A 25869-nucleotide genomic window follows, 5' to 3' on the forward strand; every position below is an offset into this window, starting at 1 on the left:
TTAAACGAAATGAGATTTATTGAATAATAAAATAAAAGAACTAAAAGACAGCATCTTTTACTCATTAAAACACTATAAATCAACAACTTTCCTATTTTTCTTTTTTTCAGCTGTAGAAGCCTTGTTTTTTAATCTTTTTTCAATTACAGCTTTAGGAATCTTGGTCGGTTTTCGCTTTTTCTGTACAACGAGCGATCTTTTTAATAAATTGATCAGTTTTACAATGGTTTTCTCTTTATTTAAAAGCTGACTCCTGTCTTCCTGCGAAACGATATGTAATAAACCCTCTGCATCCAAACGGTTTTCTAACCTGCTCCTAAGCAGTATTTTTTCATCTTCGCTAAAAGAAACTGCAGTTTCGAGATCGAAAATAAGTTCAACTTTGCTCGAAACCTTATTTACATTTTGTCCGCCCTTGCCCCCACTTCTGGAAGTTTTGAAAGTAACAGACCGTAAAATTTCTTCTCTTGTAGGTAACATGTTTCAAAAGTAAGTATTTGAGAATAATTATCTTGTTTAGAATCTTACTTTATACATTTAAAAAAATTCAGCATTCTATTTCTATTTTTTACCTTTGCGCTACGATGAAGAAAAACCTGGTAATAGCAATAGATGGCTATTCATCTTGTGGAAAAAGTACATTAGCAAAAGCATTGGCTAAGAAATTAGGTTTCATTTATATAGATAGCGGTGCAATGTACCGTGCCGTTACGCTGTATTTTCTGAGAAATAACATCAATGTTGGAGATGATGCCCAGGTTGCTGATGCTTTACAGCATATCGAACTCAATTTCCATTCGCGCGATTACGAATCGCATATTACCCTTAATGGCGAAGAAGTATCAGACGAGATCCGTTTAATGCCCGTTTCTGAAAATGTAAGTGAAGTTTCGGCACATAAACTTGTACGCCACGAAATGGTTAAACAGCAACAGCGCATGGGTAAATCGAAAAACATTGTAATGGATGGCCGTGATATCGGCACCACAGTTTTTCCTGATGCCCCGGTTAAATTTTTCATGACTGCCGATCCAAAAATCAGGGCCGAGCGCAGGTTTAAGGAGCTAGAAAGCAAAGGCAATAATACCACCACTTTAGAAGAGGTTTTCGAAAATCTTGCCCATCGCGATTATGCCGATACTACCCGGAAAGAAAGTCCGCTGGTTAGGGCTGATGATGCCATTATTTTAGATAACACTGATCTTACGCAGCAAGAACAATTAGATTTTGCACTAGAAAAAGTTAATCCTTTTTTGGTTCATTAGTTCATTGGCTCACTGGTCATTGGTCATTAGTTCATTGGTTCACTGGTCATTAGTTAATTGGGTTAAATAGCATAAAAAACACCGGTATTAATCTGTACGTAATTGGCCGGATCAGTTATTTAATGATAGATTCATTAATCCGTTTACAATTGGAGAAAAATTTATATTTTAGCACAGAACCCAAATGCTGCTATGAAACTAAAATCAATTAACCTTACCGTATTATTTTTATCCTTCTTTATTCTAAATGCAAACGCCCAAAAAGGCTGGATCGACCTGTTTAATGGGAAAGATTTAAAAGATTGGAACATTAAAATTGCCAAGCACGAGTATAAAGAGAATTATGCCAATACTTTCCGTGTAGAAAACGGATTAATGAAAGTAAGTTATGATGGTTACAAAGAATTTGACCAACAATACGGACATATTTTTTATAAAAAACCTTTTTCAGCCTATCTTTTAAAAGTAACCTATCGTTTTGTTGGCGAGCAGGCCAAAGGTGGCGAAGGCTGGGCAACGCGCAATAGCGGGGCCATGTTACACTGCCAGGATCCGGCAACGATGTTAAAAAACCAGGATTTCCCGATCTCAATTGAGGGGCAGATTTTAGGTGGAGATGGCGTACATGAACGCCATACCAGCAATGTATGTACACCGGGAACACTGATCAACTATAATGGTAAATTATTTACTCCACACTGCCTGGACTCGAAATCGAAAACCTATGCAGGCGATCAGTGGGTAACGGCAGAATTTCTGGTACTGCGCGATTCGGTAGTAAAACACATTATTGCCGGCGAAGTTGTATTGGAATATACCAAACCTCAGATCGGAGGCGGCAACGTTTCCAACTTCGACCCGAAAGTAAAAATAGACGGTAAACCCCTTACTTCGGGTTATATCTCCTTACAGAGCGAAAGCCACCCTATCGAATTTAAAACTGTCAAGTTGTTTGATTTAGAACCTTATATGAAAGACAGCTCAAAATTAGATAAAATACTGACTAAAATATTGAAAGAGTAAATTAAACTGGCACTTAAGTTGTTACATGACGCTGTAAACATGACCTGATTTACAATGCTCAAATTACATCTGTTTAAAGCGTTTAGCTTATTTCTGCTGATTTTCATTACAAACTTCGCTATAGCACAAAGGGCTTACCTGGTAAAAGATATTCCTGACCCTAAAAAAAACGGAGGGGGTTATGTAAGTGATCCCGACAAAATTCTCGGAAGCAGTGCAGTAGCTGAACTCAATACCACCATAGCAGACTTTGAACGTAAAACCCATGTCCAGGTGGCTGTGGTAGTGGTAAATGATTTTGATCATAATAAGGAGGACTTTGATTTTGCTTATGAACTATTCAATACCTGGGGAATCGGGCAGAAAAAAAGCAATAACGGCCTGCTTTTGTTTATTTCGAAAGAGCGCCGCAAATACAGATTTATCACCGGTACCGGAGCTGAAGGCGTGTTACCCGATGTTAAGCTTAAACATATTGCCGAACGGCAGCTCTTACCTGCCTTCAGAAAAAATGATTATGCTACCGGTATTGTCAACACCATCAATGCCCTTGGCGAGCTGATTTTAAACCCCAATAACCAAGCGGAGCTGAACCAATTATTTACCCAGAAAGATAACAGCAACAGTCTTTTGGAAAGTTTTTGGCTGCCCACGGCAGTTATTATACTTGCTTTTTTCGGTGTATTCAGGTTGGTTAACCGGCAGGGGAAAAATTTACCTTTCAAGACTTTTACAGGTAAAAACCCAGGCGAACAAGCCATTGCCAAGGGATGTGCAGGTGTGATTTTATTTATTTTTATCGCTGTATTTGCATTTATATTTTTTGATGGCACCCAGCTTTTTGATCATTTCGGATGGCAGCATGTACCTCTGATATTATATGCCGTTCTTGCTATTGCGCTTTATTTCAGGTACCTCTTCTATATTTCTTCATTGAGACAGGCTCATAATGATGATCAAAACTTTTTCACCTCGGTAAGCAGCTTCAATAAAAAGAACTTTTGGCTCGTTATCTTTTCTCCTTTGATTTTGATCAGTTTTATTGCCTATCTTTTTAAGAAGAGTAAAAACAATGATCGTTTTAAACCCGTAATGGACAGCAAAAATAAGGAAATGGTTAGGGTAGACCGGGATATCAATGTTGATGGAAGTCCGTTTTTAACCAAGGGGCAAAGAAAAGAAGAAGTATTACAGGCCTACGATTATGATATATGGGAAAGTACTGACCGTACGGAACACCTGGTTAAACAATGGCCTGCTGAAGCCTACAAACAGTACACCGAATGTCCGGATTGTTATTTCAGAACCTTCAAACTCCATAAACAGGTAACCACCAGGGCGGCAACTTACAGCCATAGCGGACAGGCAAAGGTAATTAACGAATGCAGCTTCTGTAAAAAAACCGAGTTTATTAAGTGGATTATCTTGCCCATGCTGGTCGAGTCCAGTTCTTCATCCTCTTCATCAGGTGGCAGCAGCAGTTCCTCCTCTTCATCATCAAGCAGTTGGGGTGGTGGCAGCAGCAGTGGCGGTGGTACTGGGGGAAGCTGGTAAAACAGCCCTGATAATACTTTGGGATCCGATTGTGCAAAAATCTTTTTCTATCTTCTCAGCCATTACTAAAAGAATTTCTATTTTTGGCATTACCCAGCAATGGCATGACTTAACGCTCTGTTAAAGCATCTACAAAAAAAACAACATGACTAGAATCCTATTCTTATTTTTTGCCCTCACCATCTTTTCAAAGAGCATCAATGCACAGGACATGTACCGTGTTACAGCGGATAAATTGCGTGTAAGAGAATCGAAAGATACGAAAAGCAAGATTATCGGTTTTATTCCACAAAATGAAAATGTGGCTGTTTTAGACGCAAGCGATGCGAAATTTTATAAAATAAAATTTAAGAACGGAGAAGGCTGGGCCAGTAAAGATTTTTTAGAGAAAATTGCCCCTGCTGCTAAACCCGCCTCCCCTGCAGCCAATACTACACCTCCCAATACACAAATACCTGCAGCGCAAGGCAGTGAAGACCTATACAGGGTAACCGCCGATGATTTACGGGTACGCGAAAAGGCTGATCCCAAAAGTAAAATTGTGGGTTACCTGCCCAAAAACGAAAATGTGGCTGTAATTGATTCATCGAACACCACTTTCTTTAAAATTAAGGTAACCAATGGCGAAGGCTGGGTAAGCAAAGAATTCCTCGTAAGGGTATCACCGGTTAAAACTGCAGTGCCGAAAAGTACGATAGCGGCATCAATACCTCAGAGCAGTAAAAACTATACCGGTATTATTTTTATTGCCGTTGTGGCATTAATCTTATTCACTATCCTGTATTTTTCATTCAAATATGCCAGTGGGAACAAATTGATTATCAGTTTTTCTGTAATTGTGATTTTAGTAGTAGGTTATCTTTGTTACATTACGTTCATAGCAGAAAAAGTTGTTACGGGTACATTCAGCAGTAGTGAAGATGTACAGTATAAAACCTTTAATTTTAAATCTAAAGATTCAGTTACAGTGAGTGATGCCTATAACGATTCTATTTTTACCTCCAAATATATAATTGATGGTGATATGATTAAATTATACAACCAGCAAAACACCATTATGTTGCTGATCAGGGATGAACAAACCTTAATTGGTGAAGGCTTTACGAGGGGGACGTTTATTAAAAAATAAATCATCGTATTATACCAAACGTTCCGAAGGAACGAAAAAACACCAAACACACGTGGTGCCACCTACGAATCGTCCCGACGGAACGATTTATAAACAATTGTGCATATTTTATATGTTTCATCCCGGCTGAACGATTGTCGGTTGAGGGGAGTTTCGTGCACTGCCCCTTGTTTGTAAACCCGATAGAGCGGAATAGCCCGGATCCCGATATTTCATCGGGAGAGGACTATAAGCGATAGCGGGACTGCTGTTCCCGACGAAATGCAGGGCGCTCATTTTCAAATAATTAAGAAAAACTATCTTAACAATTTGAAAATTCTATGATTTAGATGCTGAAATAAATTCAGCATGACGAACTGGAAAATCTTAATGTGCTAAAAATCAGCAAGATTTATTAAAAAAATCTTTTCTATAATTAAAAAAAGTTTTACCTTTGCAGTCCCTAAACAGGGAAAAAAGGAGACAATTAATTAATGGCTAAAAAACAAGTAGCAGAAAAAGAATTAGCAGCAAAAACAGCTGAGCTTCAGGGAGAAGGCGGACGCCTGACTGAAAAAGAAACTATTGAATCAGAAGCTGATTCAGTTTCGATCGAATCGATCAAATCATCATTAGCAACACCAAGCGAAGATTTCGACTGGGATGCAGATGAAAAAGTTTTTGGTAATTACAATGAGGCAGACCGTAAAAAGTTTGAAGATATGTATGCCGGAACATTCAACCAGATCACTAAAGGTGAAATCATCAGCGGTATTGTTGTTTCTATCAACAATAAAGATGTAGTATTAAACGTAGGTTTCAAATCAGACGGTTTAGTTTCTACTTCTGAGTTCCGTGATACACCAGATCTAAAAATCGGCGATTCAGTTGACGTATTCGTTGAAGCACCAGAAGATGCTAACGGTCAGTTGATCCTTTCACGCAAAAGAGCTAAAACCCAAAGATCATGGGAAGCAATTAACGAGGCTCTTGAGAACGACAGAATCATCAACGGTTTCGTTAAGAGCCGTACTAAAGGTGGTTTAATTGTTGATATCATGGGCGTTGAGGCTTTCTTACCAGGATCTCAAATTGATATTAAACCTATCCGCGATTACGATGTATACGTGGGTAAAACAATGGAATTCAAAGTTGTTAAAATTAACCACGAGTTTAAAAACGTAGTTGTTTCTCACAAAGTGTTAATTGAAGACGATTTAGAATCACAAAAAGTAGAAATCGTTTCTAAATTAGAAAAAGGTCAGGTATTAGAAGGTACCGTTAAAAACATTACTGATTTCGGTGTGTTCATCGATTTAGGTGGTGTTGATGGTTTACTTCACATTACTGATATTTCTTGGGGCCGCATAGAGCATCCGAAAGAAGTATTATCATTAGATGAAAAAATCAACGTGGTTGTTTTAGATTTCGATGATGAGAAAAAACGTATCGCTTTAGGCTTGAAACAATTAACTCCACACCCTTGGGAAAACTTAAATGCCGACATTCAAGTTGGTTCTAAAGTAAAAGGAAAAATCGTTACTGTAGCAGATTACGGTGCTTTCTTAGAAATCATCCCTGGTGTTGAAGGTTTAATCCACGTTTCTGAAATGAGCTGGTCGCAAAACTTAAGAAACCCACAAGAGTTCTTAAAAGTTGGCGACGAGATCGAAGCTGAAGTTTTAACTTTAGACAGAGACGAGCGCAAAATGAGCTTAGGTATTAAACAATTATCTAACGATCCATGGCAAGAAGTTGCTGCTAAATTCCCAGTTGGAAGCAAGCACAAAGCAACGGTTAAAAACATGACTAACTTCGGTGTTTTTGTTGAAATCGAAGAAGGTATTGATGGTTTAATCCACATCTCTGACTTATCATGGTCTAAAAAAGTAAACCACCCTAATGAATTCACTAAAGTTGGTGATGTATTAGACGTAGTTGTTTTAGAATTAGACGTTGATAACCGCAAATTAAGCTTAGGTCACAAACAATTAGAAGAAAACCCTTGGGATACTTTCGAAACAATCTTCACTTTAGATTCGGTTCACCAGGGTACTGTTGTTAAAGTAACTGATAAAGGTGCTGTTATTGCTTTACCTTATGGTGTAGAAGGTTTCGTACCAACTAAACACATGGTTAAAGAAGATGGTACTTCAGTTAAAGCTGAAGAAACCAATGACTTCAAAATCATTGAGTTCAACAAAGAAGCAAAACGCATTGTAGTATCTCACGCCCGTATCTGGGAAGAGGTTAAAGCTGAGGCTGTTGCAGAAGAAAGAGCAACTAAGAAAAAAGAAGCTAAAGCTGCTGTAACTGCGGTTAAAAAAGTTAAAGATTCTGTAGAGAAATCTACTTTAGGAGACTTAGACGTATTGGCTCAATTGAAATCGCAATTAGAAGGCGAAGAAAGCAAAGCTAAAAAAGGCTAGTTCTTTTTAACTGAAATATTAATCCCGATAGCGAAAGTTATCGGGATTTTTTTGTTTATTTTTTGTTACGCCCGTTGATCATTTAGCCACGGAAACACGGAGTTCACGGAATTTCAGTCTCACAGATCGTCAATTGCGAGGCTGGGTTTAAGGGAGCCGAAGCAATCTCGTTTAGTGCAATTAAGAATTGGAAAGGGCTTATATTTTCTTAAATGTCTTATATGGTTAATAATAATTAGAAAACGAAAGTAACTGCTTATCGGTAACCACAGCCCCGCTATCCTTCCTGCCGTGAAAAACGGCATCCTATCGGGTTTATGTAACAAAGTAATTCGTCCTTACAAACCTTTTCCCTTCATCCGCCTATTATCACTACTTTTGAAAAGCGTAACCAAGCCTTTTCAGCATGAGAAAAATTGTCTTTTTGTTTTTAATCCTTATTTCGTTCAAAATCTCGGCACAGGAAATCAATATTATACCGCAGCCTGCTTATATAACTCTAAGGAAAGCATATAAATCCTTTTTATTAAATTCAAATATTGAGATTGTCATCAAAAATGATTCACTAAAAAACTCTGCTGATTTCCTAAATAATTATCTTCAAAAGAATTATAATTTCTCCTTACTCATCACCTATTCTCCCATTCCAACCCAAAAAAAACCATGCATAAATTTAGTAATAGATTCGACTTCTGCAGATATTAAGGATGCCTACACGCTATTTTCAAATAAGAATGGTATTTTTATTGTAGGGAAATCAGAACAAGGGTTATTTTATGGCATACAAACTTTAATTCAGCTTCTTCCTTATTCGAATAAAGCATTTCCTATTGAAGTTCCTTCTGTAGAAATAACCGATTATCCCCGCTTTGCTTACCGCGGCATGCACCTCGATGTAAGCCGTCATTTTTTTGATGTCGATTTTATTAAACAATATATCGATTACCTGGCCCTGCATAAAATGAATTACTTCCACTGGCATTTAACTGATGACCATGGCTGGCGGATCGAAATCAAAAAATACCCCAAGCTAACGGAAATCGGTGCCTGGCGCAATGGCAGCATCATTGGTTTGTGGCCCGGAAAAGGCAATGAAAACATTAAGTACCAGGTGTTGCCAAATGAAATTAAAATTACACCGAAAGACGCCGTAATTAAAACCGATGGCATCCGCCATGGTGGTTTTTACACACAGGAGCAGATTAAAGAAGTGGTTGATTATGCCGCTAAGCGCTATATTACCATTATTCCCGAAATTGAAATGCCTGCGCATAGCATGGCTTTACTTGCGGCATACCCTGAATTAGGTACCGAACCGGATAAAAAGTATGCAGTTGCCGAAACCTGGGGCATGATGAACAAATACAACAATGTACTGCAAGCCTCTGATACTACTTTTAAGTTTTTAGAAAATGTTTTAACAGAGGTAATGGCCTTATTCCCGGCTCCTTATATCCACATTGGTGGCGATGAGGCTTCTAAAGTATGGTGGAAACAATCGGCAGTTTCGCAACAGATCATGAAGGCTAACGGCTTAAAAAACGAAAGTGAGCTGCAAAGTTATTTTATACGGAGGATGGAGAAATTTGTAAACAGCAAGGGCAAAACCATTATTGGCTGGAACGAAATTTTACAGGGAGGCCTGGCACCAAATGCGGTGGTGATGAGCTGGCAGGGCGAAAAAGGTGGCATTGAGGCCGCAAAGCAAAATCATAAAGCCATTATGACCCCCGAAAACAAATTCTACTTCAACCACGGTCAGTTTGTAAAAGAAGATAGTTTAACGGCAAGTACCCCATCATTACTTGCCGATGTGTACAACTACGAACCCATACCTGCAGAATTAAATGCCGAACAGGCAGCATACATCTGGGGTGCACAGGGCTGTTTGTGGAGCGAATACATTACCAATCCCGCTAAAGTACAGTACCAGCTTTTTCCTAGGTTAGATGCGCTGAGCGAAATTTTGTGGAGCCCAAAGGAAAAACGGAATTATCCTGATTTTCGAAAAAGGCTAAAAACACAGTTTAAACGCTACGATTTAATGGGTATTACCTATTCGAAACGGTATTTGGAAAATTAATGAATAATCTGCTTTGCCATTTGCAACTGGTAAGCTCCCGGTGTAATGCCTACGATCTTCTTGAATGTCCGGATAAAATAATTGGCATCGTTAAACCCCAGTTCATAACTGATCGAAGCTACTTTTGACCTGGGCTGGGAAAGTAGAATTTTTGCTTTGTTTATTTTTTCTGCCTGTATAAAATCGTTGGGACTAATGCCAAGTTCGCGTTTAAACAATCGATAAAAGGTGGCCTTGCTCATGCAGGCCTTGTCGCTCAGGCTGTTGATGCTGATCTTCTCGTTTAGGTTGGATTTAATGTAATTGAGCACAAAGGCCAGTGGATTTTGACTGAGGCTATAACTGTCGCCGCCGATGGTTTTAAGATTTTGGGTCTGCATAATGCGTACCAGCAATTCTTTTAAGGTTAAATCGGCCAGAACATCTTTTTCTCTGGTATCTTCAGAGCAGATGCGGATGACCTTGTTAATGAGGTAGGCAATTTCTTCATTGTTATAAAAATGGTATTCATCATCATTCAACAACCATTTTTCGTTACTTCCCTCCCTTGGGAAAAATTCGTTTAAATAGGCAATTGTTTTTTGAATCTGCCCCTGGTCAATAGCCAGCGCAATGCATTGAGTAGGGTTCATATCCGTAGCTTCAGGAAAATCAATTTCCATGGTAACCGACGGAGGGACAATTACCGTTTGACCGGGAAAATAGTCGAAACCCTCCTTATCAAACAAATGCATAACCTTTCTCCCCCTTAGCATACTCGTAATCACAAAATCGTTAAATGTTAAGGGGACTTTATAAGATTGGGTGTAGGTTTCAAAAACATTTAATTCGCAGCGTTCTAGCGAATATGAGGTCCTATTCTCTATCAAAGTCTGTAAAGTTTCCGAAGCACTGAGCTTTACCTGGTCCAATGTATATTGCATAAACCGAAATAATTTGGTTAGATCTATTTACTATCACCAAATATAAAAATTTCGATCTGTTTTTTAATCTTGTCCAAAGCGCTCCTTTTACTACTAAATGAGAAAACCTGCACGGGCTGGCCACCTGAATACATACTGTTTCAAGAAGATTACAAAACCTGAAACAATAATGCTACCAATTGATCTGATTATCCTATCTATACCCACCCCTTTGCCATTAGGTTTGTATCAACCAAATCTTATTACCACAAAAATCATGATGAGCAATGTTATTATGTCCTGTACCTAATCCCGCTCATGATGGCTTTTTAAATTTAATAATCAATAATAATTATGGAAAATTTAATGGAAAAACCATCATTCAAATCCCATTACGATAACTATATCGGAGGAAAATTTGTAGCACCGGTTAAAGGGGCTTATTTTGACAATATATCCCCGATTGATGGCAAAGTATTTACCAAAGCGGCACATTCTACCAAAGAGGATTTAGAATTGGCTATTGATGCGGCGTATGAAGCTTTTAAAACCTGGAGCAAAACCTCCTCAACTGAAAGAAGTATTATCTTAAATAAAATTGCGCAACGGATGGAAGATAACCTTGAATATCTGGCAACTGTTGAGACCATCGACAATGGAAAAGCAGTTAGAGAAACGCTGGCAGCTGATTTACCGCTTGGTATAGACCACTTCAGGTATTTCGCGGGGGTGATCCGCGCTGAGGAAGGTTCTTTATCCGAACTTGATCAAAACACTGTTTCCCTTATTGTACATGAGCCAATTGGCGTGGTGGCCCAGATTATTCCGTGGAATTTCCCACTCCTGATGGGGATCTGGAAACTGGCTCCGGCACTTGCAGCGGGTAATTGCGTGGTGCTGAAACCAGCTGAGAGTACGCCGATTTCAATTATGGTGTTGATGGAACTGATTGGTGACCTATTGCCCCCAGGAGTAGTGAATGTAGTGAATGGTTTTGGAGCAGAACTTGGCCGCGCCCTGGTTACCAATCCTAAAATTTCAAAAGCTGCCTTTACAGGTTCTACGCCTACCGGCAGGTTAGTGATGCAGTATGCTACCGAGAATATCATACCGGTTACCTTGGAACTGGGGGGTAAATCACCTAACATTTTCTTTAGCTCGGTAATGGAGCAAGACGATGCCTTTTTAGATAAAGCGGTAGAAGGCGCAGTGATGTTCGCTTTAAATCAGGGCGAGATTTGTACCTGTCCATCACGCTTATTGGTTCAGGAAGATATTTATGAAAGATTTATAGCTAAAGTGATTGAAAGAACTGAAGCGATCAAAATGGGAAATCCTTTGGACAAAACGGTAATGATGGGTGCACAAGCTTCGAAAATCCAATATGAAAAAATTGCGCAATACATTAAATTAGGTAAAGAAGAAGGTGCAGAAGTGTTAACCGGCGGAGAAGTAAATAAATTAGCTGGTGAGTTGGGAGGGGGATATTACATCAAACCCACCATTTTCAAAGGCCATAATAAAATGCGGATCTTCCAGGAGGAAATTTTCGGCCCGGTATTGGCCGTTACCACCTTTAAAACCGTCGAAGAGGCGATTGAAATTGCAAATGATACGTTGTATGGTTTGGGCGCCGGTGTTTGGACACGCGATGCACACGAACTTTACCAGGTACCGCGCGCCATACAAGCCGGACGTGTATGGGTAAATCAATACCACTCTTACCCGGCAGGCGCACCCTTCGGAGGATATAAACAATCAGGAGTTGGCAGAGAAAATCATAAAATGATGTTGGGACATTATCGTCAGACTAAAAACATGCTCATTTCATATGATAAAAATAAATTAGGTTTCTTTTAGTCAGATCATAGTTCATAGTTGGTTAGTTCATGGCCTCGTGTTTCATAAAAGCCGAATCTTGCGAAAATTAATTTAGCAATACGGCTATCAACCATTAGACCATGAACGATACAACTATTGAAATGCGAAGAACAGTAAACCATCTATACATCACTATGATTAAGCGAATAGACAGCACAGCAAAAGCAAAAGACCTGATTGCAATTTTAAAAGAACAATATGGGGAACTGATGTTCTATCAGGCGGGAGGCTGCTGTGAAGGTACACAACCCCAACGTTTTGAAAAAGGCGGTTATTACCTCCGTATGCGTGATGTTTGTTTGGGCGAAGTAGAGGGCTGCGAATTTTGGGTAGACCGGGACCTTTTTGAATACTGGAAATCCTCACATTTCACTTTAGATGTGCTGGATGGTTTTGGCGTTGGTGGATTTTCTTTAGAAACCCCACTTCAAAAGACATTCAAGATCCACTACCGCCTGTTCTCCGAAGAAGAACTGAAAAACCTTGAGCCTGTTAAAACAGCAGAATAATTTTCGTTTAGTTCGTAAACACAGATCAGTTTGGAGCAATCCGGCCGAATTTTTGTTTACTGCCTGTCATGCTGAATTTAGTTCAGCATGATTCTTGTTTCTAAAAATTTATGCAATCTTTGCAGAAAAAATTAAATCATGCGTAAACTATTGGCTGTTCTCTCTACCATTGTTACCCTATTTGCCATCAAAGAGGCAGTATACGTTTTTATCTCCCAGGAAGCAGACATGGTTAAACAGCGTCCGATTCTGATTGTAATTTCATTGAGCATCTGTATTCCATTAATTGTATTATCGCTTTGGTTGTGGTCGCCGCGTGGAAAGAAAAACAAACAATAAAACTAAGGGTAAAACTTACTTTTTAATTCGGGCGTTGGCAGCCAGCAACTCTCCTGCTTTCCCCACCATTTGTAACGGTTTTTGGCAATCATATCGTAAAACCAATCACGTATAAATTTGGGAACAATGAGAAATACGTACAAAAGCGGAATTAATCCATTAAGTTTTCGGGCTATCCTTAGTGCTGCTGAAGATTTGGTATAGAGTTTTCCATTAACCAATAATAAAATGGTATTCAACTTTTGCTGATCTGCATTAAATTCCGGGAGCATCTCTTTGGCATAATCACCCTGCAGCGGAGTAAATCTGAATTGATCCTTTTTATCGTGCGCAATGACAAACTGAACAGATGAGTTACAGAGGTTACAAACACCATCAAAAAAGATTACAGGTTTTTGCATCATAAGTTATAAAAATAAGAATATTGATGAATATAATGCGTTTGGTTTTACCCTGAATAATTGCAAAAACTGGCCACCTAAACCGGATGGAAACGGCAGCTCACGATTGCAAATCGGGACTACAGTGTACAGCCGGACTAACATTAAGCGGAAAAGCAACCATTGCTTTCCAAAAAAATAGCATAAGAAAAACAGTTTTTTAATCTTGTAACAGAACAATTTAAGGGTAAAGCCATAAACAATCTGCATTCCACTTTCTTAGCTTAAAACATTTTTATATATTTGCCCAATCCTTCTTCAATGCAAAAGAAAACACTTCTTGACGGACAAAAAATTCAGATTACAATTAAGAGGCTCTGCCATCAATTAATTGAAAACCACGACGATTTCTCCAATACCGTTTTAATTGGCATCCAGCCCAGGGGTATTTTTTTGGCAGACCGTATTCACCAGGAATTACAAACCATCCTTAAAAACAAGAAAATATTAAAGGGCAATCTCGATATTACTTTCTTCAGGGATGATTTTCGTCGTAAAGACGGATTGGTTACTGCAAGTAGCAACTCAATCGATTTTATTATAGAAGGCAAAAAAGTAATCTTAATTGACGATGTACTTTGGACCGGCAGAACCATTAGGGCAGCACTTGATGCCATACTTGCTTATGGCCGGCCAGAGAAAGTGGAGCTTTTGGTTTTAATAGACCGTAGGTTTAGCAGGCATTTACCCATAGAGCCTGATTATATTGGTCATCAGGTAGATAGCTTAAACTCACAACAGGTAAAAGTAACCTGGGCGAGTGAAGGGCGTGAAGATAAAGTGATTTTAATATCGGACAATAATAAATAAAAATGGCAGCAGAAAAACTATCAACCCGACATCTTTTAGGCATTAAAGATATTAACCGGAATGATATCGAATTGATTTTCGAAACTGCAGATAATTTCAAGGAAGTGATTAACAGGCCTATCAAAAAGGTTCCTTCACTACGTGATATTACAATTGCCAATATCTTTTTCGAAAATTCTACCCGCACCAAACTTTCTTTCGAGCTTGCAGAAAAAAGGCTTTCGGCCGATGTGATTAATTTTGCTGCTTCATCTTCGTCGGTAAGCAAAGGCGAAACCCTTATTGATACCGTAAACAATATCTTATCAATGAAAGTTGATATGGTGGTGATGCGTCATCCCTATGCAGGTGCCGGTCAGTTTTTAAGTAAACACGTAAAGGCGCAGATTGTAAATGCCGGCGATGGTGCACACGAACACCCTACGCAAGCCTTGCTTGATGCTTTCTCTATCCGCCAGAAACTTGGCGATGTAGCCGGTAAAAAAGTGGTTATTGTAGGGGATATTTTACACTCGCGCGTAGCCATCTCGAATATTCTTTGCTTACAGCGCCTAGGTGCCGAGGTAATGGTATGCGGACCAACCACACTGATCCCGAAAAACATCCACCAGCTGGGTGTAAAAGTAGAACACAACCTCATTAAAGCCCTAAACTGGTGCGACGTAGCCAATATGCTGCGTATTCAGCTGGAGCGCCAGGACATTAAATATTTTCCATCATTAAGGGAATATGCTATGATGTATGGCTTAAATAAACAGATCTTAGATAACCTCGATAAAGAAATCGTGGTGATGCACCCGGGCCCGATTAACCGTGGCGTGGAGATCACCAGCGATGTTGCCGACAGCAAACAATCGATCATTCTGGAACAGGTAGAAAACGGTGTGGCGGTAAGAATGGCAGTGCTGTATCTGTTGGCAAGTCAGGGGTAGTGTTAGTTCAATAGTTCATTTGTCATTTGTCATTTGTCATTTGTTCATTAGTGCAGAGTGCATAATCTAGCATCTTGCCGAAAGGACTAAGTCCAGCATCTTTTTTAGCAATGCATTAGTAAATAATCCATTGCTAATAGCTTATGGCAATTAACCAATTTATATGATTGACTAGTTACCCCTTCTACTAGATTGCTTTGTTAGCTGAAAAGCCGCTTCACAATGACGGATGCGGTAGTACCAATGAACTATTGACGAATGAACCCCTACTGGAAGTGGCGGTACCAATGACTAGTGAACAAATGACCAATGAACCCTTCAACTTTTCCACATTCGTCTACACCTTAATACCAAACCAAAAATCCTGTCGTTTATTTGTGTTATTAACAGATGTTAATTACTTCTGTTGATAAGCTTTGATACTATTTCTAATTTAGTATCAACCATATTTGAAACCAATGCAGAAAAAATACTTATTAATTCCGCTAATTTTAGCAGGAGGTTTTAGCACCTACGCCCAAGTTAGCGCCGTGCAGAACCTCAACAAGAACTATCAAACGGGCTTAGAATTATTAGAGAAAGAAAAATACACTGCAGCTGCACAACAGTTTAAACTGGTTGAGCTGCAACGCTATAAACCTTCTACACAAACAGAAAGCAACTCCGAACTGTCTTTACTAAAGGAGAATGCCAAGTTCTATGCTGCCGTTTGCGCGCTGGAGTTAACCAATAGCGATGCCGAGAGTTTGTTTCAGGCTTTTATCCGCGATTATCCGTTAAACCCCAATACCAAATTGGCTTATTTTTATGTTGGAAAAACTTATTTTAACCAGAAAAACTATAAAAAATCTTTAGAGTGGTTTGAGAAAACAGACCCTTCTACCCTTTCGGGCAAACAAAGAAATGAATACCAGTTTAAACAGGGTTATGCCTATTTTGAACTTAAAGACTACGACAAAGCGGAGCCTTTGTTCGAAAAGGTTAAAAAAGAAGAAGGCGATTTTCAGGAAAGTGCCACCTACTACTTTGCTTATATCAATTACTTAAACAAAGAGTATAAAACGGCTTTGGCCAACTTTGAAAAGTTAAAGGGTTCTCCTACCTATGAGGCCAGCTATCCCTACTACATCACTTCGATGTACTATCTTGACGAGCGCTATGACGATGTGATCAGCTATGCTTTGGCGGCCATTCAAAAAACCAAACAGCAATTCGAACCGGAAATGCTGAGTTTGGTAGCGGCATCTTATTTTGCAAAATCTGAATTCAAAAATGCCGAAAAGTATTTTGCCGAGTATTATGCCAAAGATAAAAACGAAACCAAGAACAATCTCTTTATTTACCAATACGGATACTCCTTATTCCAGAACAAAAAATATAAAGAATCGGTAGCCGTTTTAGAAAAGCTGAATACCGATGATATTTACCTGCAAAACGGTATGCATACCCTGGGTAAAGCTTTTATCCAGTTAGGGAACAAACAGAAAGCGCAGAGTGCTTTCTTCAGGGCTTCGCGTTTAAGCTTTGACAAGGGTATACAGGAAGAAGCCTGGCTAAACTACGCCAAATTAAGTTACGAATTAGAATTCCACCAACAAGCTTTAGAAGCGACCCAGGGCTTCTTAAAAACCTTCCCAAAATCGCGCAAAATAAACGAAGCCAAAACTTTATTGGGCGAGGTTTTATTGACCACGAAAAATTACCAGGCAGCTGTGGATATTCTGGAGCCTATTCCCGACAAAAACCTCGAGGCTAAAGAGGCCTATCAGAAAGTTACTTATTTCCGTGGATTAGAGTTTTATAACGAAAGGGCCTTCCCTAACGCATTATCAATGTTTTTGCGTTCTGAAAAATTCCCTGAAGACAATGAAATTAATGCTTTAAACACTTACTGGAAAGCAGAATCGATGTACGAACTGCGCAAATACGGAGAAGCAGTTACCACTTTTGAAAAGTTTTTGAAAATGCCGGATGCCGATAAAACCGGTGTTTATAATTTTGCAAACTACGCCCTGGCCTATGCCGCTTTCGAAGATGAAAAATATAGTAAGGCAGCAAATTATTTCGAAAAATTTTTGGCAGGCAACGATAAAGACCAAAAAACCATTGATGATGCAACCATCCGTTTAGCCGATTCCTATTTTGTGAATAAGAATTATGGCGACGCAATGGCAAGTTATAACAAAATCATCAGCAGGCACACTGCTTCTGAAGATTATGCCACGTTCCAGAAAGGGATGATCCAGGGATTGGAAAACCAATATGATGCGAAAATCGCAACCATGCAAAATTTATTAAAGGCTTTTCCAAACTCGAATTATGCAGACGATGCCGGTTTCGAAACGGCCTATACTTACTTTAATAAAGGAGATTTCGATAAATCAAAATCTGATCTTGTAGCCTTAATTGCCAAATACCCGCACAGCAGCTATGTGGCAAAAGCACTGGTAACGATTGGCTTAGTTCAGTACAACCAGGATCAGGACGATGCCGCTTTAGAATCGTTTAAAAAGGTAATTGCTGATTACCCAACCTCTGATGAAGCCAAACAGGCTATGGAGTCGATTAAAAATATTTATGTAGACCGTGGCGATGCAAATGGTTTTATTGCCTATGCCAATACCACACCACTGGGCAATTACTCGAGCAATGAGCAGGATAATATTGTTTTTGCTGCTGTAAATAACCTTTACTTAAAAGGCGATGCCAACGGTGCGTTCCAGGCCGTTAATGCTTATTTTGATAAATTCCCGAAAGCCAATCATGAGAAAGAAGCCAAATTTATCAGGGCCGAATCGCTGGTAAAATTAAAACGTCCGGATGAGGCGATCCCGGATTATGAATTTATCTTAAACGACTGGACCAGCGATTATACTGAACGCTCACTCGTAAGCATTTCGCAATTGTTCTTAAACCAGAAGAAATACAATGAAGCCATTGTTTACCTGAAAAGGCTTGAAACCACAACCGATTATAAATCGCACTATAGTTTTGCCATCAACAACCTGTTAAAGGCCTACACCGCTTTAAACATGCCTGATGATATGCTTAAGTATGCACAACTGACCAAAGATTCAGAAAAAGCTTCTGAAGAAGAGAAAAACAGTTCAGGTTTATTCTCGGGTAAAGCCTATCTGTTAAAAGGCGATACCACTACCGCTGTTAAGGAGTTTAAAAACGTAGTGGCCAAAACCAAAACGGTTGCCGCTGCCGAGGCAAAATACAACCTGGCTTTGGTAGAGTATAACAAAGGTGATTATAAAACCTCATCCAAAACCTGTTTTGATCTGATTAACAACATGGCCGCATACGATTATTGGGTAGCTAAAGCATTTATCCTTTTATCAGATAACTATGTTGCCCAGAAAGATAATCTGCAGGCTAAGAGCACACTTCTCAGTATTATTGATAATTACGAAGGCAAGGATGATATCATTCCTACAGCCAAAGAAAAACTTGAAAAACTAAACCAGAAGAAGTAGCATTATGAAATCAATTAAATATATATATAGTTCACTGTTTTTTTTGGCTGCCGGGTTAATGACTGCACAGGCGCAGGACAAAAAAACTGATGAAAAAGGTGTTGTAAAAGAAGAAATAGAAGTTGTTCGGCCTTATAAACCCATTCTGGCAGAGGCGGTAAAACTGAGGAGGAGTCCGAATCTGGACGATATTAAAACCTATAAGGCCAAACTAAACTACAGCATTTTAGACAGGAAACTGGAACTGAACAGCGATATACAAAAACTACAGGCACAAGCATTGGCCGAAGAAAAAGAAAGCATTTTGGTTAACAATTATGTTAAAGGTGCATTCGGTTCGCTGGCTACACTTTTGGGCGAAGCCTATTTTAATACCGGAAAAGACGAAGGTCTGCAGCTTGGCGGCTATTTTAAACATTTTAGCCAGGAAGGAAAGCTGAACAAACAAAACAGCAGCAACCAACAGTTAAGCATTTTCGGACGCAGTATCCTGGATCAAAACACAGTGAGCGGCAGGATTAATTTTGAGCGTAACGGCACCTATTTTTACGGGATAGATGATGACCGGCCTACCCTGAACCCTAATCCGGAAAAGCAGGCTTTAACCACCATCGAACTGGAAGGCGAGTTGGTAAAGAACTTTACCGAAGATGAAGATGCTTTCAGCTATGCATTAAAAGCCAATGGTTACATCTGGAATGATAAATTTAGTGCCAAAGAAAACTACCTGAGTTTAAACGGTTATGTAAACAAACGTATCAATTCGTTAAACCTGGGTTTGGCAGCATCAACCGAATTTGGTAACAGTAAAGATGCGCTTACAAGCGTTGGCAATAATCTTTTGCGTTTAAATCCTTATATCCGTTTACAGGTTAAAGGAGCTAAAATTACAGCCGGAATTAATTTCGTACAGGAATTTGGCGCTGTTAGCAGCTCCAGGATATTCCCGGCAGTTACCGCAGATTTTACTTTGATTCCTGATTATTTACAGGTTTTCGGAGAAGTTAAAGGAGATGTAAACCGAAACTCATTAAAAGGCTTTACAGATGAAAATCCATGGTTAAACAGCAATGCAGTAATTAAAAATACTGTTGAAAAACTAAGTTTCAGTGCAGGGGTTAAAGGTACCGGTGGCCCTGGTTTTGGTTACAAAGCCCGTATTTACGTAAAACAGTTTGATGATATGCCATTGTTTATCAATAACTATACTGACTTTAACAAGTTTGATGTCATCTACGATTTCGGTAAAACAAAATTAACAGGCTTAGAGGGCGAAATTTCTGTTCAGGTAAGCGATGCCTTAAAATGGACGGGTAAATTAAACCTCGACGACTGGAAACCGGCTTCTGAAACCTACTCCTGGTTTAAGCCCGGCTTAAAAGTGAGCTCTAATTTGGTTTACACTTACAATAAAAAATTAAGCTTTAATGCCGGTGTCGTGATCCAGGATGATGTTAAGGCAAAAGTAAATATTGCTAACCCGGTTCCTCCATCTCAATATGTGATTCCGAACCCATCAATTGAATCAATCGTTACGGTTAAAGGTTTTGTAGATTTAGGTCTTGGTGCAGATTATCGTATCAACAAAAAATTCTCTGTTTTTGCCAAAGCAAACAATATTTTAAATACAAACTATAGCCGGTATCTGTATTACCAGGTGAATGGATTTAATATTTTTGGGGGGCTCACTTATTCTTTTTAGGGTAAGCCCTTATCCATAAAAAATGCCTCCCGGTTTCGGGAGGCATTTTTTATACGTTTATTTCTCTGGCTGTCGTCTTGAGGGATAATTTATTGTATGAAAATCAACATGAGTGACAGGAGAAGCCAATGGTATTGATTTACTCAAAAATCGTCCTTACTAGCATGAAAGATTGCTTCGTTGACTGAAAAAGCCTTCTCTCAATGATGGCATTACATAAGGATCTGTCAATGGTAGCGCATACGAAGGACCTTCGGCCTATCGAACTCTGGTTTCTACTTAAACCGATACCCTACCCCAATCCTAAACACCTGATTGATCTGTTTAAAAGAGCCCAAACTATTGCTCACCTTGTATGGCGTTAACCATTGATAACTGCCATTTATATCAAATTGTTTAATGTGAATACTAATGCCACCTGTTATTCCGATGTTTACCTTATTGGCATTTGTATTTACTAAGGTTGAGTCGATCTGCTTGCTATGGTATAACGTATCACGCGGATCGGCTATCGGATTTAATCTGGTTATTATTTTAGACGGTTTGCCTGTAAAACTAACTATCGGACCGGCTTTAAGATCGATATGTTTGGATAGCTTATAAGCTGCAGTTAACGGGATATCTATCGTAATCACTTTTCGTGTAGCTGCAATGGTAAACGGCGGTAACGAATCGGGGCGGTAATAACTAGGATGTGTAAATTGTCCCTCGATTTTTTGATTGCTGTTAAGATTTAAACCGACCGCAAGTTTCCATTTCTTATTTAGCGCATAGGTACCGAATATGCCTGCATAAAAACTGCTATTGTCTTTTTGTACATTCATTCCGGTGCTTATGCCATAATTATAGACCGGTTCGGTTTTATCCTCTTGTTTAGTTTTGGTTGTTTTGTTTTTACCCGATCGGGCATTTTTCACCTTCTGGTTTTTGTCAAGCGTATGGCGATCTGCTTTATCACGATTCCGTCCCTTCATATTATTGCTATTTATTGACGATGCATTTTGCAAATCGCTAGTCCTGTACACCTGTAAAGCTATATTTTGATTAAAAATAGAACTGGATGAAGGAAGATGAGAGAAGGTATAGCTTTGCTGAAATCCTCTTGGTACCAATAACAAATTTGCACCCTTTGTAAACGAGCCATCAGCTTTTTGAACAATATTTCTGGAAGCATCAACTTTTGAAGTCGCTTTTAGCGTTGCCGTTCTTAAATTTTCGGGTGATTTAAACTGACCTTGCCTCTGTGTAACACCATGCCCATTTTTAAAAGGAGAAACAGCATTCGCTCTATCAGCAGATGACGTTATGCTTTCCATATGCTTTGTCTGTTTTAAAAGCTCAGTAGCAGCGCGGTCAACCGCTTTATCTTGCTCTAAAGCCACGTTTATTGAATCCTTTGCCTCACTAATGCTATCTTTAATCGTTGCGGTATCGGCTATTTCATTATAGTTTAACACCTTATTGCTATCAACAGGTGTTGAATCTACAAGGATGGGCCTGATTTTCTTATGGAGTTCTTTCTGTTTATTTTTTGGTTTCAGAACGGCGAAATAACCAACCGTGGAAGCTGTAACCGCAACAGATAGCGTATAACCAATTATTTTGAACAATTTTGCCCCTGTTGATACATGAGGTCCGTGGCCACCTGCTGTACTGACCGGCATCTGCTCGTTGAGTAACTTGTGCATACCCGCCCATGCGGCATCCGAAGTATCCTTAACCGGAAAACTATCGAATTTATTTCGCCAGAGTTTATGATACCATGCTGAATTTCTCATCTCTTTTTTGTGTTTTCAGTTGGTTTATCAATGGCTGGGGAAACTAACATTTTCCTCAACTGTTTCTTTGCTTCTGTGAGGTGCCACCTTGAGGTGCTCTCGGTAATATTCAAATGTTCTCCAATTTCTTTATGCGAATAGCCATCTATCACCGAAAGGTTAAAAACCAGCTGGGTAGCTGTAGGCAGTTGCCTGATCAATTTCAGAAGATCTTCTACAAAAAGTTTGTCTAAAACCGATGGCTGGATAAAAATTTCTTCAATCTCATCCTGATTGATTGTTTCATTAAACTTTGCCTCTCTACGGCTTATATCGATGCACGACCTCACCATTACAGTTCTTATCCAGGCACCAAATGCTCCTTTATTAGCATCAAAAGTTTGGATATTTTGAAAAACCTTCAAAAACCCAACATTTAGTGCGTCATGCGCCAGGTCATCTGATTTCAAATAACGGAGACAAATACGCAGCATGTCTGCATAGTAAAGTTTATAAAGACCTTCCTGCGCCTGCCGTTCATTGGCTTTGCAACCTTTGATTAGTTTAGTATTCTGCTTAAAAAAAAGGTTCATCCATTTGGTTCGGTAAGCGGTTTTTTCATCGTATGCTAATAAGGTTACGCAGTAAGTATTAAAAACGCTGGGTTAAAATTAATTTATTTTTTATTTCTGCATTTTATTTTTCTACCAAGCGTTTTGCGCGATGGGGCCGTATACTCTATAAATCAAAAAACTATGCGCCACAATGAAAGCTATAACAGACACAACGAATGGTACAATGAACATTTCCCATCTGAAAGTGCTAAAAGCGATCATTATAAAAAAATAAAGGCTACAGGAAAAAACAATGTTGACTACTGGCTTCAACAGCTATTTTTCAGCTGCCTCGATCCGCTCCTGGCTAAAAAATACATGAATTGGCTCACCGTTGGAGACGCCTACGGATTTGATGCACAGTACATCCTGCGCTCCGGTAACCATGCACTGGCAACCGATCTTAATACCGATTTTTTAACCATTGCATTAAAAGAGGGGATCATTAATACCTGTGCTGCAGAGAATGCAGAAAAACTCACGCAGCATGATAACAGTTTCGATTATGTACTCTGTAAAGAGTCCTACCACCATTTTCCAAGGCCTTATGCTGCTATGTACGAGATGATCAGGGTAACCAAATTAGGTGTGGTGGTGATAGAACCACAAGACCCAATAACTAAAATGCCGCTGTTATTACTGTTAAGCAATATTTTTTCGCGAAATGTATTTTTTTTAAATAAGCTATGGAAAAACCGGTTTTCATTTGAACCTGTTGGAAATTTTGTGTACAAAGTTTCTGAGCGTGAATTTGAAAAGCTGGCTGCAGGTTTAGGCCTGCCTATGGTCGCCTTCAAAAAAATTAATCCAAATTACTGGTTTAAGGGAGCAGAATCGATATCAACCAATCTGTACAGTAAACAATTTTTCCTGATCAAAATGAAGAAATTTCTTTTTGATACACTGGTAAAGTTAAGGTTTCTACCTGCACAGGTATTAACTACTGTTATTTTTAAACAGCTCCCTGATGAGCAAACCATTGGCCTTCTTAAAAAAAATGGTTATCGTTTGGTTTATATTCCTCAAAACCCTTACCTCCATTGAATCTTGCTCATTGTTCCACCATTTAGTTATTTTAACAATACATGAAAATCAATACCACTCCCAGAACCTGTTATTTTTTTGCTACCCTGATATTGCTAGGTTTTTTACTGCTTACTTTCTTTGTCTATTTACGCGTAAACTGGAATGAGTTTTTTAATGCTGCAGTTATATTTTTGCCTGTTGCAACCGGTATTCTTGTTGCGGCCATTCTTTTATTTATGGGCATATACCTCATAATTAAAGGCATTAACCTTGGGAAAGAAAAAACACATATCAGGTACTTATAACAGCGGGGTAAAAACGGATATTTACAGGCATTTTTACGCGGGGAATCTGGCAAAGGACAAGACTGCCCCATGCAACACACAGCTTTCTTTAAAAGTTAGTACTTGTTTTTCACTTATCCCACCAAACCCTTGCTGTAAGAACATCGCCACCCGTTAAACGAGCTACCGCATCTTTATAGTTCTGGGGATTATTCAGAACCTCTGTTGAAAGGTAAATTAACCGTCTAGGTATAGTACCTTGGGTTACATTACCTTTATAATTAACCGGCGTAAGTTTTGGATAATCGCTCCTTTTCCAATTTAACCAGGCTTCTATAAAATTAAAATTGGTACCGGTTGCTATCCAATATTGTGTATTAATGGCATTAAGTGCATTTTGCGTGTTGCTTTCGTCAAGTGTGTTCCGGTTTACAAAATCATTGATCTTTTTTGCATCTACCGAAGCCAAAGGATCAAGCTGTGCCAGCGATTGTATAGCACCGGTTATCCCATTTGTATAATGCAGATTTGCGTCTCCGTTTATATTCCAGCCCCTCACCTTTGCTTCGGCCAGCAAAAATTCAATTTCAGCATAACTGAGAATAAAAATCGGTCCACCTAATTTAAGGTATAAAGCAGTACGTGGCCTCGAATATTTACCAAGCGGGGCAAAATCATTGGCACTACCGGTACCACCCGGATAACCTGGCGAACGGCTGATATCGGTATCGCCACCCAGCAGGTCGTACCCGTTTGGCATCCCCAGTTGTATGGCCTCATCTGTATTTCCGCCCAGATCCTGATCTGCATTTTTAGCCAGACCATCTTTTGGTATTTCGCCTATAATGCCCAGCCTGGGGTCGCTGCTGTTCCGTAATTGGTCAATTAAGGTTTTGCTCCACCGAACCTCCAGGTAATCTGAATAGGTTCTTAAAGCAAGTGATGTTCCATTCTGGCTATTAAAAGAAGAAGCATCGGTTAAAAGAATTGCATTGTCATTAATGCTGGTAAAGGTTTTGCCTGCCACTTTTTCGGTCCACATTCTGGCTTTTTCCGGATCAGCTTTGGTTAATCGCATGGCCAGCCGCAGCATTAAAGAATACCCAAATCTTTTCCATTTGTTAATATCTCCCTTGTAAAAAAGATCGGCTGTTGGACCGGGTTTTTCTGCATCTAATTTGGCTATGGCACCTTCAAGGTCAGCCAGCATCTGGGTATAAATATCCTCCTGACGGTCATAAACCGGATACTTAATACCCTGCATTGCTTTAACCGCCTGCGAGTATGGCACATCGCCATAAGTATCGGTAATTCTTTGCAAAATTAGCACAAACATGATATCACCTATCGCGATTAGATTTTTATATGCTTCGGTATCTTTTAACCTGGCCAGTCTTTGCATCTCCCTGATATAGGAAGCATCTGTATACCCTTCATCAAAAATACGCCCCTGATAATCGGTAAAACTGCCTACATTGATATACTTATCGCCGTTGTTGTAATAATAGTAGGTTGAGGCAAGTAACTGCATCATGGTACTCTGGTACAAAAGCTGATAATAACCCAAATTGGCGTATTTTAACTGTGCCTGTGCAAGCAGGCTATTTGGATCGTAATTACGTTCGGTAAGTTTGGTTGGGTCTGTATTAATCTGATCCAACGCCGTCTTGGAACAGCTGCCCATCAAAATCAGGATCAAAAAACCAACTATACACAACTTTATCATGGC

The 25869-nt window shown here is 39.3% G+C and carries 21 protein-coding genes; 15 read left to right on the forward strand and 6 right to left on the reverse strand.

The genetic code is table 11. The features are described from left to right. Positions 1–72 precede the first annotated feature (72 nt). On the reverse strand, positions 73–480 hold the full coding sequence (gene arfB, locus ACFSR6_RS15005; protein WP_379080249.1) for an alternative ribosome rescue aminoacyl-tRNA hydrolase ArfB: 408 nt from the start codon (positions 478–480) through the stop codon (positions 73–75). A gap of 104 nt (positions 481–584) precedes the next feature. Here arfB and cmk point away from each other — a divergent pair, with 104 nt between their 5' ends. The 6 genes from cmk (at position 585) to ACFSR6_RS15035 (ending at position 9462) form a co-directional block, all read left to right on the forward strand. Beyond that, positions 585–1265: a (d)CMP kinase gene (cmk, locus tag ACFSR6_RS15010; protein WP_379080250.1), complete on the forward strand. Its 681-nt coding sequence runs from the start codon at positions 585–587 to the stop codon at positions 1263–1265. A gap of 192 nt (positions 1266–1457) precedes the next feature. After that, positions 1458–2288, forward strand: coding sequence for a 3-keto-disaccharide hydrolase (locus ACFSR6_RS15015; RefSeq protein ID WP_379080251.1), 831 nt, complete (start codon positions 1458–1460; stop codon positions 2286–2288). A 54-nt stretch (positions 2289–2342) separates the two neighbouring features. Beyond that, a complete protein-coding gene (locus ACFSR6_RS15020) occupies positions 2343–3842 on the forward strand; it encodes a TPM domain-containing protein (protein WP_379080253.1) in 1500 nt (499 codons plus the stop codon). Positions 3843–3987: 145 nt separating this feature from the next. Continuing rightward, positions 3988–4971, forward strand: a complete 984-nt coding sequence (locus ACFSR6_RS15025) for an SH3 domain-containing protein (protein WP_379080255.1) — start codon at positions 3988–3990, stop codon at positions 4969–4971. Positions 4972–5444: 473 nt separating this feature from the next. Continuing rightward, the gene (gene rpsA / locus ACFSR6_RS15030) at positions 5445–7379 is read left to right on the forward strand and encodes a 30S ribosomal protein S1 (RefSeq protein WP_379080257.1); all 1935 of its coding nucleotides are present in this window, start codon (positions 5445–5447) and stop codon (positions 7377–7379) included. Positions 7380–7785: 406 nt separating this feature from the next. Continuing rightward, positions 7786–9462 (forward strand): beta-N-acetylhexosaminidase, encoded by a 1677-nt coding sequence (locus tag ACFSR6_RS15035; RefSeq protein WP_379080259.1) that lies wholly within the window; start codon positions 7786–7788, stop codon positions 9460–9462. Here ACFSR6_RS15035 and ACFSR6_RS15040 read toward each other — a convergent pair. Continuing rightward, positions 9459–10385, reverse strand: coding sequence for an AraC family transcriptional regulator (locus tag ACFSR6_RS15040; RefSeq protein ID WP_379080261.1), 927 nt, complete (start codon positions 10383–10385; stop codon positions 9459–9461). The genes ACFSR6_RS15035 and ACFSR6_RS15040 overlap by 4 nt on opposite strands. 333 nt (positions 10386–10718) lie before the next feature. On the opposite strand from ACFSR6_RS15040, the gene ACFSR6_RS15045 reads away from it, so the two are divergent. From ACFSR6_RS15045 to ACFSR6_RS15055, 3 genes are all read left to right on the forward strand, one after another. Further along, entirely contained in the window at positions 10719–12224 is a 1506-nt protein-coding gene (locus tag ACFSR6_RS15045; protein ID WP_379080263.1) for an aldehyde dehydrogenase family protein, read from the forward strand. 101 nt (positions 12225–12325) lie between these two features. Then, entirely contained in the window at positions 12326–12754 is a 429-nt protein-coding gene (locus ACFSR6_RS15050; RefSeq protein ID WP_379080265.1) for a DUF779 domain-containing protein, read from the forward strand. Between the two features lie 138 nt (positions 12755–12892). Further along, positions 12893–13093 (forward strand): hypothetical protein, encoded by a 201-nt coding sequence (locus ACFSR6_RS15055; RefSeq protein ID WP_379080266.1) that lies wholly within the window; start codon positions 12893–12895, stop codon positions 13091–13093. 2 nt (positions 13094–13095) lie between these two features. On the opposite strand, the gene ACFSR6_RS15060 is transcribed toward ACFSR6_RS15055, so the two are convergent. Further along, positions 13096–13497 carry a thiol-disulfide oxidoreductase DCC family protein gene (locus ACFSR6_RS15060; RefSeq protein ID WP_379080268.1) on the reverse strand — a complete coding sequence of 134 codons (402 nt, stop codon included), beginning with the start codon at positions 13495–13497 and terminating at the stop codon, positions 13096–13098. Positions 13498–13794: 297 nt separating this feature from the next. On the opposite strand from ACFSR6_RS15060, the gene pyrR reads away from it, so the two are divergent. The 4 genes from pyrR to ACFSR6_RS15080 all read left to right on the forward strand — a co-directional run bounded on the left by pyrR (position 13795) and on the right by ACFSR6_RS15080 (position 20459). Beyond that, positions 13795–14343 (forward strand): bifunctional pyr operon transcriptional regulator/uracil phosphoribosyltransferase PyrR, encoded by a 549-nt coding sequence (gene pyrR, locus ACFSR6_RS15065; RefSeq protein WP_379080270.1) that lies wholly within the window; start codon positions 13795–13797, stop codon positions 14341–14343. 2 nt (positions 14344–14345) lie between these two features. Beyond that, the gene (locus ACFSR6_RS15070) at positions 14346–15275 is read left to right on the forward strand and encodes an aspartate carbamoyltransferase catalytic subunit (protein ID WP_183759372.1); all 930 of its coding nucleotides are present in this window, start codon (positions 14346–14348) and stop codon (positions 15273–15275) included. Positions 15276–15733: 458 nt separating this feature from the next. Continuing rightward, entirely contained in the window at positions 15734–18757 is a 3024-nt protein-coding gene (locus ACFSR6_RS15075) for a tetratricopeptide repeat protein (RefSeq protein ID WP_379080272.1), read from the forward strand. A 4-nt stretch (positions 18758–18761) separates the two neighbouring features. After that, positions 18762–20459 carry a hypothetical protein gene (locus tag ACFSR6_RS15080; RefSeq protein WP_379080274.1) on the forward strand — a complete coding sequence of 566 codons (1698 nt, stop codon included), beginning with the start codon at positions 18762–18764 and terminating at the stop codon, positions 20457–20459. Between the two features lie 275 nt (positions 20460–20734). Here ACFSR6_RS15080 and ACFSR6_RS15085 read toward each other — a convergent pair whose 3' ends face one another. Together ACFSR6_RS15085 and ACFSR6_RS15090 are read right to left on the reverse strand one after the other, a co-directional pair. Further along, positions 20735–22237, reverse strand: coding sequence for a hypothetical protein (locus tag ACFSR6_RS15085; RefSeq protein ID WP_379080275.1), 1503 nt, complete (start codon positions 22235–22237; stop codon positions 20735–20737). Continuing rightward, entirely contained in the window at positions 22234–22809 is a 576-nt protein-coding gene (locus ACFSR6_RS15090; RefSeq protein WP_379080277.1) for an RNA polymerase sigma factor, read from the reverse strand. Before ACFSR6_RS15090 ends, ACFSR6_RS15085 begins: the two co-directional genes overlap by 4 nt. 162 nt (positions 22810–22971) lie before the next feature. Between ACFSR6_RS15090 and ACFSR6_RS15095 the strand changes: the two genes are divergently transcribed. Both ACFSR6_RS15095 and ACFSR6_RS15100 read left to right on the forward strand, forming a co-directional pair. Further along, entirely contained in the window at positions 22972–23874 is a 903-nt protein-coding gene (locus tag ACFSR6_RS15095) for a class I SAM-dependent methyltransferase (protein ID WP_379080279.1), read from the forward strand. Positions 23875–23915: 41 nt separating this feature from the next. Further along, positions 23916–24161, forward strand: a complete 246-nt coding sequence (locus ACFSR6_RS15100; protein ID WP_379080281.1) for a hypothetical protein — start codon at positions 23916–23918, stop codon at positions 24159–24161. A 109-nt stretch (positions 24162–24270) separates the two neighbouring features. Here ACFSR6_RS15100 and ACFSR6_RS15105 read toward each other — a convergent pair whose 3' ends face one another. Beyond that, positions 24271–25866, reverse strand: coding sequence for a SusD/RagB family nutrient-binding outer membrane lipoprotein (locus ACFSR6_RS15105; RefSeq protein ID WP_379080283.1), 1596 nt, complete (start codon positions 25864–25866; stop codon positions 24271–24273). Positions 25867–25869: the final 3 nt, after the last annotated feature.

It is taken from the genome of Pedobacter vanadiisoli, assembly GCF_042684385.1.
Lineage (GTDB): Bacteria > Bacteroidota > Bacteroidia > Sphingobacteriales > Sphingobacteriaceae > Pedobacter > Pedobacter vanadiisoli.

What these genes read in the sequence shown, in the direction of transcription:
- arfB (WP_379080249.1), bottom strand. Translation starts at nt 480, where the DNA reads ATGTTACCTACAAGAGAAGAAATTTTACGGTCTGTTACTTTCAAAACT.
- cmk (WP_379080250.1), top strand. Translation starts at nt 585, where the DNA reads ATGAAGAAAAACCTGGTAATAGCAATAGATGGCTATTCATCTTGTGGA.
- ACFSR6_RS15015 (WP_379080251.1), top strand. Translation starts at nt 1,458, where the DNA reads ATGAAACTAAAATCAATTAACCTTACCGTATTATTTTTATCCTTCTTT.
- ACFSR6_RS15020 (WP_379080253.1), top strand. Translation starts at nt 2,343, where the DNA reads ATGCTCAAATTACATCTGTTTAAAGCGTTTAGCTTATTTCTGCTGATT.
- ACFSR6_RS15025 (WP_379080255.1), top strand. Translation starts at nt 3,988, where the DNA reads ATGACTAGAATCCTATTCTTATTTTTTGCCCTCACCATCTTTTCAAAG.
- rpsA (WP_379080257.1), top strand. Translation starts at nt 5,445, where the DNA reads ATGGCTAAAAAACAAGTAGCAGAAAAAGAATTAGCAGCAAAAACAGCT.
- ACFSR6_RS15035 (WP_379080259.1), top strand. Translation starts at nt 7,786, where the DNA reads ATGAGAAAAATTGTCTTTTTGTTTTTAATCCTTATTTCGTTCAAAATC.
- ACFSR6_RS15040 (WP_379080261.1), bottom strand. Translation starts at nt 10,385, where the DNA reads ATGCAATATACATTGGACCAGGTAAAGCTCAGTGCTTCGGAAACTTTA.
- ACFSR6_RS15045 (WP_379080263.1), top strand. Translation starts at nt 10,719, where the DNA reads ATGGAAAATTTAATGGAAAAACCATCATTCAAATCCCATTACGATAAC.
- ACFSR6_RS15050 (WP_379080265.1), top strand. Translation starts at nt 12,326, where the DNA reads ATGAACGATACAACTATTGAAATGCGAAGAACAGTAAACCATCTATAC.
- ACFSR6_RS15055 (WP_379080266.1), top strand. Translation starts at nt 12,893, where the DNA reads ATGCGTAAACTATTGGCTGTTCTCTCTACCATTGTTACCCTATTTGCC.
- ACFSR6_RS15060 (WP_379080268.1), bottom strand. Translation starts at nt 13,497, where the DNA reads ATGATGCAAAAACCTGTAATCTTTTTTGATGGTGTTTGTAACCTCTGT.
- pyrR (WP_379080270.1), top strand. Translation starts at nt 13,795, where the DNA reads ATGCAAAAGAAAACACTTCTTGACGGACAAAAAATTCAGATTACAATT.
- ACFSR6_RS15070 (WP_183759372.1), top strand. Translation starts at nt 14,346, where the DNA reads ATGGCAGCAGAAAAACTATCAACCCGACATCTTTTAGGCATTAAAGAT.
- ACFSR6_RS15075 (WP_379080272.1), top strand. Translation starts at nt 15,734, where the DNA reads ATGCAGAAAAAATACTTATTAATTCCGCTAATTTTAGCAGGAGGTTTT.
- ACFSR6_RS15080 (WP_379080274.1), top strand. Translation starts at nt 18,762, where the DNA reads ATGAAATCAATTAAATATATATATAGTTCACTGTTTTTTTTGGCTGCC.
- ACFSR6_RS15085 (WP_379080275.1), bottom strand. Translation starts at nt 22,237, where the DNA reads ATGAGAAATTCAGCATGGTATCATAAACTCTGGCGAAATAAATTCGAT.
- ACFSR6_RS15090 (WP_379080277.1), bottom strand. Translation starts at nt 22,809, where the DNA reads ATGAACCTTTTTTTTAAGCAGAATACTAAACTAATCAAAGGTTGCAAA.
- ACFSR6_RS15095 (WP_379080279.1), top strand. Translation starts at nt 22,972, where the DNA reads ATGCGCCACAATGAAAGCTATAACAGACACAACGAATGGTACAATGAA.
- ACFSR6_RS15100 (WP_379080281.1), top strand. Translation starts at nt 23,916, where the DNA reads ATGAAAATCAATACCACTCCCAGAACCTGTTATTTTTTTGCTACCCTG.
- ACFSR6_RS15105 (WP_379080283.1), bottom strand. Translation starts at nt 25,866, where the DNA reads ATGATAAAGTTGTGTATAGTTGGTTTTTTGATCCTGATTTTGATGGGC.